The organism is Knoellia locipacati (genome assembly GCF_044791685.1).
Lineage (GTDB): Bacteria > Actinomycetota > Actinomycetes > Actinomycetales > Dermatophilaceae > Knoellia > Knoellia locipacati_A.
The window spans coordinates 3688048-3704096 of the sequence record NZ_CP087730.1; the positions used below are offsets into that span (position 1 = coordinate 3688048).

Consider the following 16049-nt stretch of genomic DNA (forward strand, 5'->3'; position numbering starts at 1 on the left):
TGTCGGACGGGCCTCGTTGCCCGTGCCGACGACGCTAGGAACGCACCCCGGTGCCCCGCATCGGCCGAACCGTGCACTTCTCAGCCGCGTCCCTGGGGCAAACCCTGTATGCCGTGCTCGTGGGCCCACGCGGCAGCGGCCGTCCGTGACCCGACGTCCAGCTTGGCGAAGATGTTGGCGAGGTGGCGCCCGACCGTCTTCTCGCTGATGACGAGCCGCTGCGCCACCTCCCGGTTGCCGGCACCCCCGGCGACGAGAGCGAGCACCTCCGCCTCGCGACCGGTCAGCCCACCGGGACGCTCCGACACGGTCAGACGGGCGACGTCCGGGGCGGCGCCCAGCTCCCGGTAGATCATCAGCGCCGTCGCCGCATCCGCGTCGGCCGCCCGGTCCTTCCCCATCCCCCGCCGCGCCGTCGAGAGGTGGTCATGGGCTCGCGCCACGGCATACCGAAGTCGTTGGCTCCGGTAGTCGCGCAGAGCGGACTCGAGGGCGACCTCGGCGTCCTCGAACTCGTCCCGGGAGAGGGCGAGCAGCCCCTCGGCGTGCCTGGCCCAGGCCCGCAGTCCGGCCGTGTCGTAGATCTTGGCGGTCGAGGCGAGCTCGGCCGCAGCACTCTCCGCGAGGTCGACGTCGCCGCAGGCGAGACCGACCTCGACCGACGGCAGCAGCAGGCGCGCGCGCTCCAGCGGGCCCACCCCGTCCGCGGCAGCGCGCAGCGCCGTGGCCGCCTCCCCGGACCGGCCGGCGGCGTGGGCGAGGAGCGCCTCCCCGGGCTGGGGGTCGATGCCGAGCTCGCGGGCGCGACGGTAGGCATGCGCTGCGTCGGCCCAGCGACCACGGCACCGGAGTACGTCGCCGAGCTCCTGGAAGCCGGCTCCGGCCAGCCACCCGTGGGACCCGACGAGGGCCCTGCTGGGCCCCTCCATCTCGGCCAGGACCTCGTCCCAGCCCCCCTCGGCACCGACGAGCTCGAGCTGGTGCACGCGCGTGACGGTGGCATACATGAAGGTCCGTGACAGCGGCAGCGCCCAGCGCTCGAGCGCATCGGTCCACGACCGCATCCGGGCCCAGTCGCCGAGCTGGTGGGTCACGTGGATCACCGTGCAGTGGATGTCCCCTGCCCACCGCGGCGGGACGCCGCCCGTGATCACCTCGAGCATCGCCTCGTCCAGGGCCTGGAAGCCCTCGGCCGTCCGCCCCTCACGCACGTGGGCGAAGGCCTCGAGCACCCGGGCGAAGCAGCGCAACGCCGAGTCGTCATGCGTCCGGCCGAGGGCCTCGAGCCGCGCGGCGGCCTGCTGGGCCGCCGCCGGGTCGCCGTGGACGTCGAGCTCGTAGGTCGCGTCGACATAGGTGAGGTAGCCGTGCGTGACCGACTCGGGCAGCCCCTCGAGGAGGCGTCGCGCACGGCCCAGCCACGCCGTCCCGATGACGACGTCGCCCCGGGTCACCCACTGCAGCCCGAGATCGAGCGCCTGGCGCGCCGCCTCGTCGAGCTGCTGGTCCGCCTCGAGCCGTCGGTACACCTCCTCGTCGAGGGCCATCGACGTGGCGCTGTCCCCGAGCCACCACGCGTCCTCCGCCAGATGCCGCAGCTCGTCGAGGGGTAGGTTCGCGGTCCCCTCCCGCGCGGACGACCGGGCCGCGTCCAGCCGCTCGACCAGCGTCGCCGAGTCGCCCGCATCCACGTTCACGTTCACGTTCACGGGCAGGACGGTGACGTCGTCGGGGTGGAGGGCCTCGGTCACGGGTACCTCCGATGGAGTCGCACACTCCAGCCTACGACCAGGATGGGCGGTGGTGACATGCTTCCGGACATGAGCAGCGACGCCCACGACACCCTGGCCGAGCGGGCCGGGACCCTCGACGCCCAGCATGCGGCGACCGACCGCCGCGACGCCTTCGTCATCCCCGAGGGCGTGATCTACCTGGACGGGAACTCGCTCGGCGCCCTGTCCGTCGCGGCCCGCGAGGCCACTGCCGACGCCGTGTCGCGGCAGTGGGGCGAGCAGCTCATCCGAGCGTGGAACGAGTCGGCCTGGTGGACGGCTCCCGAACGCGTGGGCGACCGCGTCGGTGAGCTCGTCGGTGCGCCGGCCGGGTCCGTCGTCGTCGGCGACTCGACGACGGTCAGCCTCTACAAGGCGGTGCACGCGGCCGCACGATTGCGGCCCGGCCGCCCTGTCGTCCTCACCGACCCGGACTCCTTCCCCACAGACGTCCACGTCACCCGAGGGGTGTGCGACCAGCTCGGGCTCACGCTCGAGCTCGTCTCCCCCGCAGACGCCATCGCTCGGCTCGAGGGGTCGGACGACGTCGCGCTCGCGTCCTACTCGCAGGTCGACTACCGCACCGGAGAGCTGTGGGACCTCGCCGCGATCACCGACGCCGCGCACGGCGCCGGGGCCCTCGCGTGCTGGGACCTCTGCCACTCGGCCGGTGTCGTCGACGTGGGGCTGGCCGCCGGGCGGGCCGACTTCGCCGTGGGCTGCGGCTACAAGTACCTCAGCGGTGGCCCCGGCGCCCCCGCGTTCATCTACGTCGCACCGGAGCACCTCGACGCGTTCACCAACCCGATCCTCGGGTGGAACGGGCATGCGACTCCCTTCGCCATGTCGCCCGAGCACGTCCCGGCAGACGGCATCACCCGGGCCCGTGTGGGGACTCCCCCGGTGCTCGGGATCGCCGCGCTGGAAGGTGCGCTCACGGCATACGACGGGTTGGAGATCACCGACGTGAGGCGACGTTCGCTCTCGCTCACCGGGTTCTTCGTCGAGTGCCTCGACGGCCTCGGCATCGACCTGCCGGTCCTCACGCCGCGGACCGAGGCGCGTGGCTCACAGGTCAGCCTCCGTCACCCCCAGGCGTATGCCGTGGTGCAGGCTCTCATCGCACGCGGGGTCATCGGGGACTTCCGCGAGCCGGACATCGTGCGCCTCGGCTTCGCTCCCCTCTACCTGTCGCACGAGGACGTCCTCGCCGCTGCGGTCCACCTGCGTGAGGTGCTCGACGGGCACGAGTTCGAGCGTGCCGAGTTCGCCTCGCGCGCAGCCGTGACCTGACGGGGGAGAATGGACCCATGGGACGCAGAGCAGCGGTGGACGGTCTCCGGCTGGAGGCCCGCTGATGGGCCGGGTCACCTCACGTCACAAGGTTGTCCGCATCGACCTCGACGGTGAGACCACCCGCTCGATCGACACGGTCGCCGGCGAGGAACCACTCGAGGTCCGGGTCAACGGCACGACGTTCACGGTGACGATGCGCACGCCGGGCCACGACATCGACCTCGCCCACGGGCTGCTCCGGGCCGAAGGCGTCATCGCGCGTCGCGAGGACGTCGTGACCGCGCGGTTCTGCTCCGACCTCGACACCCTCAACGTTCTCAACCTCGAGGTGCCGGGCCGTTCGGACGAGCTCGCCGTGACCTCGACCCGCAACCTCGCCTCGCTCGGAGGGTGCGGGCTGTGCGGCACCACCGCGGTCGACGCGGTCGACGCCGTCATGAGCCGGCCCCCACCCGAGGTCGTGTGGGAGGCGGATGTCGTCGCCGACGCGCTCGAGGAGCTGCGCTCACGCCAGACGGTGTTCGACAAGACCGGCGGCGCCCACGGAGCCGGCCTGGCTCCCGCGCCCGGTGGCGTCGGGGCGGCTCGGCTGCTCGCCATCGTCCGCGAGGACATCGGCCGCCACAACGCCGTCGACAAGGTGCTCGGCGCCGCGTTGGTGACGGGCGTGGCGACCGAGGGTGGGCTGCTCGTGGTGTCGAGCCGGGCGAGCTTCGAGATCGTGCAGAAGGCGGCCGTCTCGGGCATCGCGGTGCTGGCGTGCGTGTCGGCTCCGTCGTCCCTGGCGATCGAGGCGGCCGACCGCCTCGGAGTCACCCTCGTCGCGTTCGCCCGCGACCGCCGGATGAGCGTCTACACGCACCCCCACCGCATCCCCCACTGAGCGCCACCCCTGGCCGCCACAATCGACCAATTGGTCGATTGTTGTCGCAGTCCGTGACCAGATGGGCGCACTTCGTGACCAATTGGTCGATTGTTGTCGCAGTCCGTGACCAGATGGGCGCACTTCGTGACCAATTGGTCGATTGTTGTCGGAGGCGTGCCGGGTTCGTCAGTCCTGCTGGACCCGTGCGCCGGACTGGTGAAGCAGCCAGAGGAACTCGTCGGCGTGGCGCCTCTGACCGCGGTTCTTGAGGTCGTAGCCCACGACGACGGGGATCTGCTCGTGGCTCACGGTGATGCTGAGCCGCCCCGTCTCCTCGGAGTCGATCCAGACCTCGGCCTGGGACAGCACGCTGTACTTGCCGGCGCGCAGGTGCGTCGTGGGCACGATCCACGTCGGCGTCGGGACGCCGGCGAGGTGGAAGCCGAGCCAGCCGTTCTCGAGGTGGATCACGCCGCTGTGGCCGTGGAGCTCGCGGTAGCCGTGCTCGGTCACCCGAGCGTTCCACCGGCCCACCGGAACCGGTGGAGGGCGGACTGGGTCGTAGCCCGCGGCCAGGGCTGCCGGCACCGTCGACGCCGGCACCCTGAGCCGCCTCGTGCCGAACCACAGGGCGAGGACCCCGAGGCCGAGGAGCACGGGAAGCAGGCTCGAGAAGAGCCCCTGCAGCTCTCTGACCCAGTCGAGCACGTCGGGGAGCAGCGGACCGTCAGTGCCGGCCGCTGCCCCCGTCGTCACGGCCTACCAGCCGCGCTCGGCCAGGCGGTGGGGCTCGGGGATCTCATCGACGTTGATGCCGACCATCGCCTCGCCGAGCCCGCGTGACACCTTGGCGATGACGTCGGGGTCGTCGTGGAACGTCGTCGCCTTGACGATCGCCTCGGCGCGCTGCGCCGGGTTGCCGGACTTGAAGATGCCCGAGCCCACGAAGACGCCCTCGGCGCCGAGCTGCATCATCATCGCGGCGTCGGCCGGGGTCGCGATGCCGCCGGCGGTGAAGAGGACCACGGGGAGCTTGCCTGCCTGGGCGACCTCCTTGACGAGGTCGAACGGGGCCTGCATCTCCTTGGCGGCGACGTAGAGCTCGTCCGCGGGGAGGCCGCGCAGGCGGAGGATCTCGGCGCGGATCTTGCGCATGTGGGTCGTGGCGTTGGAGACGTCGCCGGTGCCGGCCTCACCCTTGGAGCGGATCATCGCCGCACCCTCGGTGATGCGGCGCAGTGCCTCGCCCAGGTTGGTCGCGCCACAGACGAAGGGGACGGTGAAGTTCCACTTGTCGATGTGGTTGGCGTAGTCGGCCGGGGTGAGGACCTCGGACTCGTCGATGTAGTCGACGCCGAGTGACTGGAGGACCTGGGCCTCGACGAAGTGGCCGATGCGGGCCTTAGCCATGACCGGGATCGAGACGGCCTCGATGATGCTGTCGATCATGTCGGGGTCGGACATGCGGGACACGCCACCCTGCGCACGGATGTCGGCCGGGACGCGCTCGAGTGCCATGACGGCGACGGCGCCGGCGTCCTCGGCGATCTTGGCCTGCTCGGCATTGACGACGTCCATGATGACGCCGCCCTTGAGCATCTCGGCCATGCCGCGCTTCACCCGGGTCGTGCCCGTGTGGGACTCCGTGGAGGCTGCGGCTGTGTTGGTCTGGACGGCGCTGGACTCACTCATGCGCGCAAGTGTAGGGCTGGCTCAGTCGACCACTGCAGGGGGAAGGTCGTCGTCGAAGTCGACGGCCTGGGGCAGGGCAGCGTGACCTGCGAGGCGGAACGCGCGCACGACCTTCTTGGACCGGACCCGGCGCGCCTCACGGACCGCGTCGTTGTGGAAGCGCCGGGCCAGCTGCACGCGCAGTGCGGTGGACTCGACGCGTGAGAGCGCGAGGGCGCCGGGGCTGTCGACGTCGCGGCGCAGGTCCTCGACGGTGTCGGCCACGAGGGCCGCCCGCAGCGTCTCGGTGAGGTTGGTCTCGGTGTCCTCGCGCCCGGCGAAGGTCTGCCCGTCGAGCGGGTCGTGGCTCAGGGGGTGGTGCGTGTGCCGTTCCAAGGCCTCGCTGGCTGCGTCGGCGAGGAGCAGCGAGGTGGCCGGGTCGACCGCCCCGCTCGTGGCGAGCTCGAGCGTCGCCTCGGCGCGACGGACGAGCTGCGCGTCGAGCGCGGACACGGCACCCTCGACCTTGGCGTGGAGCCGGTCGAGGCGGGAGGCGGAGTACGAGAGGTACCAGGCCGCCGCCAGCAGCACGAGGGCCACGATCGTCGCGACCTGGAGGACGTCGATGTTGCTCATCACCCTTCACCTCTCGTCGGCCAGCGCAGGCGGCCCAGGAGCCCGCCTCGCAGGATGGGCTCGACCGGCGAGTGGTCGGCGCCCTCGATGACCGTCTCGTAGACGGCCATGACCCGCTGGGCGACGACGTTCCAGTCGAACGAGCGTGCCCGCCGCAGCCCGAGGTCGCGCAGTCGGTGCCGCTCGTCGGGGTCCCCGACGAGCTCGATGACGGCGTCGGCCAGCGCGTGGCTGTCGCCCACGGGGAAGGTCCGGCCGGCCGGCCCGTCGCCGAGCACGGCGACGAACGCCTCGAGGTCGCTCGCGAGCACCGGGGCGCCGGCGGCCATGGCCTCGACGAGCACGATGCCGAAGCTCTCACCGCCCGTGTGCGGCGCGACGTAGAGGTCGGCCGAGCGCAGGAGTGCGACCTTGTCGTCCTCCGAGACGGCCCCGAGGAACTCGGTCGCGGAGCGCGCCCGCGGGTCGAGCCCCGACGAGATCTCCTCGACCTCACCGGGTCCGGCGACGACCAGTCGGGCGCCGGGCAGGGTGTCGAGGATGCGTGGCATCGCGGCGACGATGACGTCGAGCCCCTTGCGCGGCTCGTCGATCCGTCCGAGGAAGGCCAAGGTGGGACGCTCCGACGTGCCCGACCACTGGGTCGTCGCGCCGTCCGGCGTGAACCGGCTCGTGTCGACGCCGTTGGGGATGATGTAGGCGTCACCACCGAGGTGTCGCCGCACGGTCTGTCGCGCCTCCTCGGAGACCGCGATCCGGGCGCGGATCTTCTCGGTCGAGGTCCGCAGCAGCGGGTTGGCCGCGTGCATGGCCCGGGAGCGCAGGTTGGCGGTGTGGAACGTCGCGACGACCGGCTCGGACGAGGCCCAGAGCGCCATGAGCGATGCGCTCGGCGTGATCGGCTCGTGCAGGTGCAGAACGTCGAAGTCGCCGTCCTCCAGCCACCGGCTCACCCTCGACGAGGTGACCGGGCCGAAAGTCAGGCGTGCGACGGATCCGTTGTAGCGCACCGGGACCGCGCGTCCGCACGACGTGACGTATGCCGGGAGGCTGGCTTCCGGGTCGTCGACCGGTGCGAGCACGCGGACGTCGTGCCCCTGCGCCAGGAAGAACTCGGCGAGGTCGCGGACGTGGAACTGCACTCCCCCGGGCACGTCGAAGGCGTAGGGACAGACCAGGCCGATCCTCACGTGACACCTGCCCGAGCGAGCCGGTCGAGGTCGAGGTCCTTGGTGAAGACGGGCTGCAGCATGTGCCAGTCGGCCGTGTGGGTGCGCACGGTTTCACCGAGCACGTCCGCACAGGACTGGGTCATGGCCGAGACCTTCTGGCGCGTCGTGCCGGAGCCGGGCACCTCGACGGCTTCGTGGAAGGTGATGACGATGCCCCAGCCCGCGTCGCGTCGCTCGTGCCGGATCGACACGGGGTGCAGCGGGCGCCTCCCGGCGAGGGCGAGTGCCGCGGGACCTGCGGCCATGCGCGCCGGCTCGCCACAGAAGTCGACCTCGACCCCGTCGCGGGAGAGGTCGCGGTCGGCCAGGAGCGGGATGAGCCCGACACCCTTGGCGGCCTCACGCAGGAGCGGGAAGGGCGGTGGGCCGCCCGTGAGCGGGTGGATGGTCATGCCGAGGCCGGTGCGGAAGGCGAGGAACTCCCCGAAGACCTCCTCGGGCTCGAGCCGCTCCGCCACGGTGGTCACGGGTCCGAGGTGGACCGCGCCCCAGGCGCCGGCGAGGTCCCAGTTGCCGAGGTGGCCGAGGAAGCAGACGACCGAACCGCCGGCCCCGAGCACCTCACGAATCGCGCCGTCGCCCTCGACCCGCACGCGCGCGGCGAGCTCGTCGGGCGTGAGAACCGGCAGCCGGAACGCCTCGCAGTAGTAGCGCATGTAGGCCCGCATGCCCTCGCGCACCAGCGCGTCGAGCGCGGTGTCGTCGAGCTCTGGGCGCACCGTCGCGTAGTTGGCGCGCATCCGCGCTCCGCCGCCGCGGGCGACGGTGAGGTCCGCGATCCGGTCGAAGAGCGCGTAGGCCGAGCGCTCCGGCATACGACGGATGAGGGACCAGCCGACCCGGAAGCCGGCCACGGTCACGGTGTCGGCGGCTCGCGAGAGCACGGTTCCGGGGAAGCGGCTCACGCGACGTCGAGGGCCTGTCGGCGGACCTCGAGCATCCGCTGGACGACGGTCACGAAGCTCGCCAGGGCGAGGAGTCCGAGGACGACGGTGAGGAACACTTCGGGCACGAACCAGCCGACGAAGCCGGTCGTCACCAGCACGGCGACGAGGCGCTCGGCGCGCTCGGCGATGCCGACGTTGGCCGTCATGCCCAGGCCCTCGGCACGAGCCTTGGCGTAGGAGACCACCATGCCGAGGATGAGGCAGGCCAGGGCGAGGGCCGCCATGACCCCCGGCGGCACCTGGAGAGCGCTGTCGGGGCGCAGGTGCTGCCCACCGGCGTAGAAGAGGACGAGCCCGCCGAACACCGAGGCGTCGGCCACCCGGTCGAGGGTCGAGTCGAGGTAGGCACCCCACGTGCTCGACCGGCCCGAGCGGCGAGCCATGATGCCGTCGACCGTGTCGGAGAAGACGAACGCCGTGATGACGAGCGTCCCGATGAGGAACTCGCCCCTCGGGTAGAAGACGAGCGCACCGAGGCTGACCCCGAGGGTGCCCACGATCGTCACGACGTCGGGGCTCACCCCGAGCCTGAGCAGGAGCGAGGCGAGCGGGGTGAAGAGCTTGGTGAAGAAGGGGCGCGCGTACTTGTTGAGCATGGTGGCGTCAGCCTAGTGGGCGCCGCTCACTCCCCCGGCCAGGCTGCGGCAAGTCGGGCGCGCGCGTCCTCGAGCAGGACGGGGAGCGCCTTGGTCTGGCCCACGACCGGCAGGAAGTTCATGTCGCCGCCCCACCGCGGGACGATGTGCTGGTGCAGGTGGGCGGCGACACCGGCCCCGGCCACCGCTCCCTGGTTCATGCCGATGTTGAAGCCCTGCGGGCCCGACGACTCCTGCAGGCCCCGGATCGCAGCCTTCGTGAGCGCGGTGAACTCCGCCGTCTCCTCGTCGGTGAGGTCGATGTAGAGGGACACGTGCCGGTAGGGGCAGACGAGGACGTGGCCGGGGTTGTAGGGGAAGAGGTTCATGACGACGTAGCAGTGCTCGCCGCGGTGGACGATGAGGCCGTCCTCGTCGTCGCGGTCGGGAGCCGTGCAGAAGGGGCACCCGTCGCCGGCCTCCTGGGAGGGCCGTTCCCCCGTGACGTAGGCGAGGCGGTGAGGCGTCCAGAGCCGGTCGAACCCGTCGGGGACCCCCACGAGCTCGTGCTCGGCCTCGGTCGGGATGTCGCCACCGGGCCGCTGATCCGTCATGGACCGATCCTAGACAGACGGGGTCGGGCGCCACTCCATGAGCGCGGCGGCCGGGGCCGCGAAGCCGGCCCGGGCGTAGAGGGAGCGGGCCTCGGGCGCGGCCTCGAGCTGCACGCGGGAGACGTCGTGGGTCCTGCACCACTCCTGCAGCTCTCCGAGCAGCCGGGTACCGAGACCCGCCCCACGGGAGTCGGCGGTCACGAACACCAGGGAGACGTGGAGCCACCGCGAGACCCGGCGTCGCGAGCTGGGGAGCTGGGTGACGACCGAGGCGGTGAGCACGCCGACCGGGCGACCGTCCTGCTCCTCGGCGAGGAAGGTCACCCGGTCGCGGTCGGCGAGCCAGGCGTCGGCGAAGGTGTCGAGGAAGCCCGGCTCGATGCTCGCCCCGCACTCTCGGTCGTCCTGCAGCGTCAGCGCCGCGACGGCGAAGGCGTCACGTGGCTCGGCGAGGCGGATGCGCACAGGAGCGGTGGGAGTCATGGCGCAGCCGCGGCCGGCTCAGACCTGGGCGCGGGACTCGACCGCGGCGAGCACCTCGGCGATCGCGTCCTGCACCGGCACGCCGTTCTTCTGCGAGCCGTCGCGGTAGCGGAACGAGACCGCGCCCGCGGCCCGGTCCTCCTCGCCGGCGATGAGGATGAACGGCACCTTGGACTTGCTCGCGTTGCGGATCTTCTTGGGGAACCGGTCGTCGCTCTCGTCGAGCTCGATCCGGATGCCCTTGGCCTTCATCTGAGACAGGACGTCCCAGAGGTAGTCGTTGTACTCGTCGGCGACGGGCACCCCGAGGACCTGGACGGGGCTGAGCCACACCGGGAACGCGCCCGCGTAGTGCTCGACGAGGACGCCGATGAACCGCTCGATCGACCCGAACTTGGCCGAGTGGATCATCACCGGCTGCTGGCGTGAGCCGTCGGAGGCCTGGTACTCGAGGCCGAACCGCTCGGGCTGGTTGAAGTCGTACTGGATCGTCGACATCTGCCAGGTGCGGCCGATCGCGTCACGGGCCTGGACCGAGATCTTGGGCCCGTAGAAGGCGGCACCTCCCGGGTCGGGCACGAGGTCGACGCCGTACTTGCCGGCGGTCTCCTCGAGGACCTTGGTGGCGGTCTCCCACTGCTCGGCCGAGCCGATGAACTTGTCGGCCTTGTCGCCCTCCTCGTCGCGGGTGGAGAGCTCGAAGTAGTAGTCGTCGAGGCCGAAGTCCTTGAGCAGCCCGGTGACGAAGTCGAGGAGGTGCTCGACCTCCGCGGGTGCCTGCTCGGGCGTGACGTAGGAGTGCGAGTCGTCCTGGGTCATGGCCCGCACCCGGGTGAGGCCGTGGACCACGCCGGACTTCTCGTAGCGGTAGACCGAGCCGAACTCGAAGAACCGCAGCGGCAGCTCACGGTAGGAGCGACCGCGCGACCGGAAGATGAGGTTGTGCATCGGGCAGTTCATCGCCTTGAGGCGGTACTCGGCGTGCTCGAGCTCCATCGGCGGGAACATCGTGTCGGCGTAGTAGGGCAGGTGACCCGAGGTGTGGAACAGCCCCTCCTTGCTGATGTGCGGGGTGCCGACGTAGTCGAAGCCCTCCTCGATGTGGCGACGGCGGACGTAGTCCTCCATCTCCCGCTTGATGACCCCACCCTTGGGGTGGAAGACGGCCATGCCGGAGCCGATCTCGTCCGGGAAGGAGTAGAGGTCGAGCTCGGCGCCGAGCTTGCGGTGGTCGCGCTTCTCGGCCTCGGCGAGACGGTCGAGGTAGGCCTTGAGGTCGTCCTTGGTCGGCCACGCGGTGCCGTAGATGCGCTGCAGCTGGGGGTTCTTCTCGGAGCCGCGCCAGTAGGCGGCGGCGCTGCGCATGACCTTGAAGGCGTTGCCGAGCACCTTGGTCGTGGGCACGTGCGGGCCCCGGCAGAGGTCGCCCCACGCGCGGGTGCCGTCGCGGCGGACGTTGTCGTAGATCGTGAGCTGGGCCCCACCCACCTCGACGTCGGCTCCTTCGGCCTTGTCGCCGGCCGCTCCGCCCTTGAGACCGATGAGCTCGCACTTGTAGGGCTCGTTCTCAAGTTCGACGAGCGCGTCGTCGTCGCTGATCTCGCGCCGCACGAAGGTCTGGCCTTCGTTGACGATCTTCTGCATGACCTTCTCGAGCGCCTTGAGGTCGTCCGGGGTGAACGGCTCGGCGACGTCGAAGTCGTAGTAGAAGCCGTCGCGCACGGGCGGTCCGATGCCGAGCCTGGCGTCCGGGTGCACCTGCTGCACGGCCTGGGCGAGCACGTGGGCGGCGCTGTGCCGCAGCACATCCAGCCCGTCCTGCTCCTGTGCGGTGACCGGCTCGACCTGGTCGCCGTCGGCGAGGACGTGGGCGAGGTCGCGCAGCTCGCCGCCCACCCGGGCCACCAGAACGTCACGCTGGCCCTCGAAGAGGTCACCCGCCGTCGTCCCCGGGTCCACCGATCGCTCGTCTCCGGCGACGTGGACGCTGATCTGGGCTGACACAGGCTTCTCCTGGGGTGACAACTGCGGAAGGTATGCCGTGTTCGGACGTCCCGGCACGGCATACCGATGCTATCCGCCGCAAAACCACGGGCGCGACGCAGTTCCCGGGGGCGTCGGTAGGGTCGGGCGCATTCGCCAGGCGCTGGAACGCACCCACCAAGGAGCCCTCCCTTGATCTTCATCACCGCCCGCTTCCTCGTCCGCCCCGAGGACGCCGACCGCTGGCCGGAGATCTCGCGCGCCTTCACCGAGGCCACGCGCGCCGAGCCGGGCTGCCTCTGGTTCGACTGGTCGCGCAGCCTCGAGGACCCGCACGAGTACGTCCTCGTCGAGGCGTTCCGCGACGACGAGGCGGGCGCCGCCCACGTCGGCTCCGACCACTTCAGGGCCGCGCAGCAAGACCTGCCACCGCACCTCGCCGAGACGCCGCGGATCGTCAACGCCAGCGTCCCGGGCACCGAGTGGTCCGCGCTGGGCGAGATGGCCGTCGACCGCTCCTGACGTCTGGTCGCGGAGGGCGGGACCTTCGGCACTCGCGGGGACCTGCAGCACGACCTTGACTGAACTCCTCACCACCCGAGGGAGGGATGTCGTGCCCGTCGACATCGTGCCTGCAGGTCTGACGTCGCGGGAGGCGGAGCGGCTCCTCGCGGAGATCGGGCCCAACCGGGCTCCTGAACCCCGACGGCGTGGAGTGCTCGCGCGCGCCGTGGAACAGCTTCGGGATCCGATGATTCTGCTGCTCCTCGCCGCATCCGCCGTGACCACGGCGCTGCGTGACTGGCCGGACACCACCATCATCCTGGCTGTCGTCGTCTTCAACACCACGGTGGGCGTCGTCCAGCAGTTCCGCGCCGAACGTGCGATGGACGAGATCCGCAAGCTGGTCGCCGCCACGGCGCGCGTTCGACGCGACGGCTGCACCGTGGAGCTGCCCACGGACCAGCTCGTCCCCGGTGACGTGGTGGAGCTGCTCGCAGGCGACATCGTCCCGGCCGACGCCGTGGTCGTCGGCGGCCGGGGGCTCGAGCTGGACGAGGCCCCGGTGACCGGGGAGTCGCTTCCCGTGCCACACGACGCCGGGGAGGAGGTGATCGGGGGTACCCGGGTCACCCGAGGGAGCGCCACCGCGCTGGTCACCCGCACCGGGGCCGCCAGCGGCATCGGCCAGATCGCGGCGCTCATCGCCGCCACGGGGAACCGGCCCACACCGCTCCAACGGCGACTCGCCGCCCTGAGCCGCGCACTGGTCGCGCTGGTCCTCGTCCTGACCGTCCTGGTGGTCGGTATCGGGCTGGTTCAGGGCCGGCCGTGGACCGAGATGCTCGTGGTCGGCCTCAGCCTCGCTGTCGCCGCCGTACCGGAGTCGCTGCCCGCCGTCGTCACTGTCGGCCTGGCGCTGGGCGCCCACCGGATGGCACGGCGCAACGCCGTCGTGCGCACCCTGTCGGCGGTGGAGACGCTGGGATCGGTGACCGTGGTGGCGACGGACAAGACCGGCACCATCACCGAGGGTCGGATGCTGGCGCAGGTCGTATGGGTCGACGGGGAGCGCCTCGCGGTCACCGGGGAGGGTTACGACCCCGAGGGCGCCATCGCGGCATCGGACCGTGGACCCCGTGAGACGCACGTGGAGCTGCACCGCCTCCTGCGGGACGTGGTGCTCTGCAACGACGCCGAGCTGCGTCACGACGAGGGCGCCTGGACCGTGATCGGGGATCCTCTCGAGGGAGCCCTGCTGGCTCTCGCCGCGAAGTCGGGCCCACGCCCGGAGGCCTGGCGCTCGGCCTGGAGACGGACGGCCGAGAGCCCCTTCGACCACCACGTACGCACGATGACGACGACGCACCGTGACGCACACGGGCACCAGCTCGAGGTGCTCAAGGGAGCGCCGGAGGCCGTGCTGGGGCAGCTCGAGCTGGTGCCCGCCACTGCGGTCGTCACCCGGGTCGCCGCGGAGCTGGCGGCCTCGGGGCTGCGGGTCCTCGCCGTCGCCGATCGGACGGACGGGGAGGAGTGGGCCCTGGCCGGGCTCGTGGGGATCGGCGACCCTCCGCGCACGACCGCTGCGGAGGTCGTGCGTGGGCTGCGGCAGGCCGGCATCCGGGTGGTGCTCGTGACCGGGGACCACGCCGGGACCGCGCACGCCATCGCCTCACGCGTCGGTATCGCCGACCCGCACGTGCTCCCCGTGGACGGGGTCACGCCAGACACGCTCACCGCTGACCGCTGTCGCGACCTCACCGTGGTCGCCCGTGTGAAGCCGGACCAGAAGGTCGACGTCGTCGAGGCCCTCCAGAGTCGGGGTGAGGTCGTGGCGATGCTCGGTGACGGGGTCAACGATGCTCCGGCTCTGCGACGCGCGGACATCGGGGTGGCAGCCGGGCGAAGTGGCACGGAGGTGGCCAAGGAGTCGGCCGACCTGGTCCTCACCGATGACGATCTCGCGTCGGTGACCGCCGCCGTCGAGGAAGGGCGTCGTATCTACGCGAACATCCAGTCGTTCCTCACCTTCGCCGTCTCGGGTGGTCTGGCGGAGGTGGGCGTCATGCTGGGCGGCTTCACCATCGGGCTGACCCTCCCGCTCCTGCCCGCGCAGATCCTGTGGATCAACCTCTTCACCCACGGGTTCGTCGGCGTGGCCTTCGGATCCGAGCCCCTCCGTCCCGACGAGATGTCGAAGCCGCCGAGGGCGCCGGACGAACCGATCTTCCCGCGCGCTGCGGTGGCGCGGCTCGTCGCGGTCACCCTGTCACTCACCGTGATGGCGCTGCTCGTCGGTGGCTTCGTCAGCGGCGACGAGCACCAGCGCCGAACCGCGGTGTTCCTCGCGCTCGGCGCCGGTCAGCTGGGGATAGCCCTGGCGCTGCGGGCGCGTCGAGGACAGGGTGGCGGCAGGCGTGCGCGGGCCCTGGACCTCGCGGTACTGGCAGCCACCGTCCTCCTCGTCGCCGGTCTGTATGCCGCCCCCTTCCAAGCGCTGCTCGGCACCACGTCCCTCGCGTGGGACGTGGTGGTGAAGATCCTCGCGGTGGCCGCCGTGCCCGGGCTGGCGCTTCATGCCTGGCGGCGGATGCGGAGCCGGTGAGCGCGGCACGCCCGGCCGCGAAGCGAAAAACGGAGGCGTGACGCAGCACCGGTGTGCGACCGTCACTGGCATGGACCTCGTCATCGCCAGCCTCGCCGAGCGCCCGGACCTGGCGCCCCTGCTCCGGGAGTTCGAGGACCCGTGGCCGGAGTTCATGAAGTGGGACCCGGTGAGCGACCAGTACTACTCGCGCGCGTCCACGACCTTCGCCGCGTGGACCCTCGTCGCCTGGGACGCGGCCGAGCCGGGCCGCCTCGTCGCGAAGTCGCACTCCATCCCCTTCGCGATGGGTGAGGAGATCGGGCGCACCGAGCTGCCGGACGACGGGTGGGACGGCGTCATCACGTGGGCCTGGTACGACGAGGTCGCCGGCCGCGCCGCCACTCACGTGTCCGCGCTGGAGGTCGCCATCCGCGCGGACCTCCAGGGCACCGGGCTCGCCTCGGTCATGCTCGAGGCCAAGCGGCAGAACGCCGCTCGCCACGGGTTCCATGACCTCGTCGCCCCGGTGCGGCCCAGCCGCAAGCACCTCGTGCCCCGGCTCCCGATGAAGGACTACGTCTCACGGCAGCGGGAGGACGGGCTGCCCGAGGACCCGTGGCTGCGTCTCCACGTCCGCGTCGGCGGTGAGGTCGTCAAGGTCTGCCCCCGAGCCATGACGATCTCGGGGACGCTCGCGGAGTGGCGTCAGTGGACAGGGCTGCCGTTCGACACGAGCGGCGACGTCGAGGTGCCGTTCGCGCTCAACCCGGTGCACGTGAGCGTCGAGCACGACCACGCCGTCTACGTCGAGCCGGGGGTCTGGGTCCACCACCGGATCTGACGGCTCGGCACCCACGACGTGCTCCGGTCGGCTGACACCGCCA

Annotated in this window: 15 protein-coding genes; 5 read left to right on the forward strand and 10 right to left on the reverse strand. The window is 71.5% G+C overall.

The genetic code is table 11. The features are described from left to right. Positions 1-80: 80 nt before the first annotated feature. Positions 81-1751 (reverse strand): LuxR C-terminal-related transcriptional regulator, encoded by a 1671-nt coding sequence (locus LL946_RS17345; protein WP_404382899.1) that lies wholly within the window; start codon positions 1749-1751, stop codon positions 81-83. A gap of 69 nt (positions 1752-1820) precedes the next feature. Here LL946_RS17345 and LL946_RS17350 point away from each other — a divergent pair, with 69 nt between their 5' ends. Together LL946_RS17350 and fdhD are read left to right on the forward strand one after the other, a co-directional pair. Further along, entirely contained in the window at positions 1821-3065 is a 1245-nt protein-coding gene (locus LL946_RS17350) for a kynureninase (protein WP_404382901.1), read from the forward strand. A 64-nt stretch (positions 3066-3129) separates the two neighbouring features. Further along, positions 3130-3951 (forward strand): formate dehydrogenase accessory sulfurtransferase FdhD, encoded by an 822-nt coding sequence (gene fdhD, locus LL946_RS17355; protein ID WP_404382903.1) that lies wholly within the window; start codon positions 3130-3132, stop codon positions 3949-3951. Between the two features lie 168 nt (positions 3952-4119). On the opposite strand, the gene LL946_RS17360 is transcribed toward fdhD, so the two are convergent. The 9 genes from LL946_RS17360 to thrS are packed head-to-tail and all read right to left on the reverse strand — an operon-like array spanning position 4120 to position 12095. Further along, the gene (locus LL946_RS17360; RefSeq protein ID WP_404382905.1) at positions 4120-4689 is read right to left on the reverse strand and encodes a hypothetical protein; all 570 of its coding nucleotides are present in this window, start codon (positions 4687-4689) and stop codon (positions 4120-4122) included. 3 nt (positions 4690-4692) lie between these two features. Beyond that, positions 4693-5625, reverse strand: a complete 933-nt coding sequence (pdxS, locus tag LL946_RS17365; RefSeq protein ID WP_404382907.1) for a pyridoxal 5'-phosphate synthase lyase subunit PdxS — start codon at positions 5623-5625, stop codon at positions 4693-4695. A 21-nt stretch (positions 5626-5646) separates the two neighbouring features. Further along, positions 5647-6240 carry a hypothetical protein gene (locus LL946_RS17370; RefSeq protein ID WP_404382908.1) on the reverse strand — a complete coding sequence of 198 codons (594 nt, stop codon included), beginning with the start codon at positions 6238-6240 and terminating at the stop codon, positions 5647-5649. After that, a complete protein-coding gene (locus LL946_RS17375; protein ID WP_404382910.1) occupies positions 6240-7430 on the reverse strand; it encodes a glycosyltransferase family 4 protein in 1191 nt (396 codons plus the stop codon). Before LL946_RS17375 ends, LL946_RS17370 begins: the two co-directional genes overlap by 1 nt. Next, the gene (locus tag LL946_RS17380; protein ID WP_404382912.1) at positions 7427-8377 is read right to left on the reverse strand and encodes a phosphatidylinositol mannoside acyltransferase; all 951 of its coding nucleotides are present in this window, start codon (positions 8375-8377) and stop codon (positions 7427-7429) included. The genes LL946_RS17375 and LL946_RS17380 overlap by 4 nt, the downstream gene beginning before the upstream one ends. Further along, complete coding sequence (pgsA, locus tag LL946_RS17385) at positions 8374-9015, reverse strand: phosphatidylinositol phosphate synthase (RefSeq protein ID WP_404382914.1); 642 nt, start codon at positions 9013-9015, stop codon at positions 8374-8376. The genes LL946_RS17380 and pgsA overlap by 4 nt, the downstream gene beginning before the upstream one ends. Positions 9016-9041: 26 nt before the next feature. Then, positions 9042-9608, reverse strand: a complete 567-nt coding sequence (locus LL946_RS17390; protein WP_404382916.1) for an HIT family protein — start codon at positions 9606-9608, stop codon at positions 9042-9044. Between the two features lie 9 nt (positions 9609-9617). Then, positions 9618-10091 carry a GNAT family N-acetyltransferase gene (locus tag LL946_RS17395; protein WP_404382918.1) on the reverse strand — a complete coding sequence of 158 codons (474 nt, stop codon included), beginning with the start codon at positions 10089-10091 and terminating at the stop codon, positions 9618-9620. Positions 10092-10109: 18 nt separating this feature from the next. After that, positions 10110-12095, reverse strand: a complete 1986-nt coding sequence (gene thrS / locus LL946_RS17400; RefSeq protein ID WP_404382920.1) for a threonine--tRNA ligase — start codon at positions 12093-12095, stop codon at positions 10110-10112. 171 nt (positions 12096-12266) lie between these two features. Here thrS and LL946_RS17405 point away from each other — a divergent pair, with 171 nt between their 5' ends. The 3 genes from LL946_RS17405 to LL946_RS17415 all read left to right on the forward strand — a co-directional run bounded on the left by LL946_RS17405 (position 12267) and on the right by LL946_RS17415 (position 16006). Next, positions 12267-12596 carry a putative quinol monooxygenase gene (locus LL946_RS17405; protein WP_404382922.1) on the forward strand — a complete coding sequence of 110 codons (330 nt, stop codon included), beginning with the start codon at positions 12267-12269 and terminating at the stop codon, positions 12594-12596. Positions 12597-12687: 91 nt separating this feature from the next. Next, positions 12688-15183 carry a cation-translocating P-type ATPase gene (locus LL946_RS17410; protein ID WP_404382924.1) on the forward strand — a complete coding sequence of 832 codons (2496 nt, stop codon included), beginning with the start codon at positions 12688-12690 and terminating at the stop codon, positions 15181-15183. Positions 15184-15253: 70 nt separating this feature from the next. Next, positions 15254-16006, forward strand: coding sequence for an N-acetyltransferase (locus tag LL946_RS17415; RefSeq protein WP_404382926.1), 753 nt, complete (start codon positions 15254-15256; stop codon positions 16004-16006). Positions 16007-16049 lie beyond the last annotated feature (43 nt).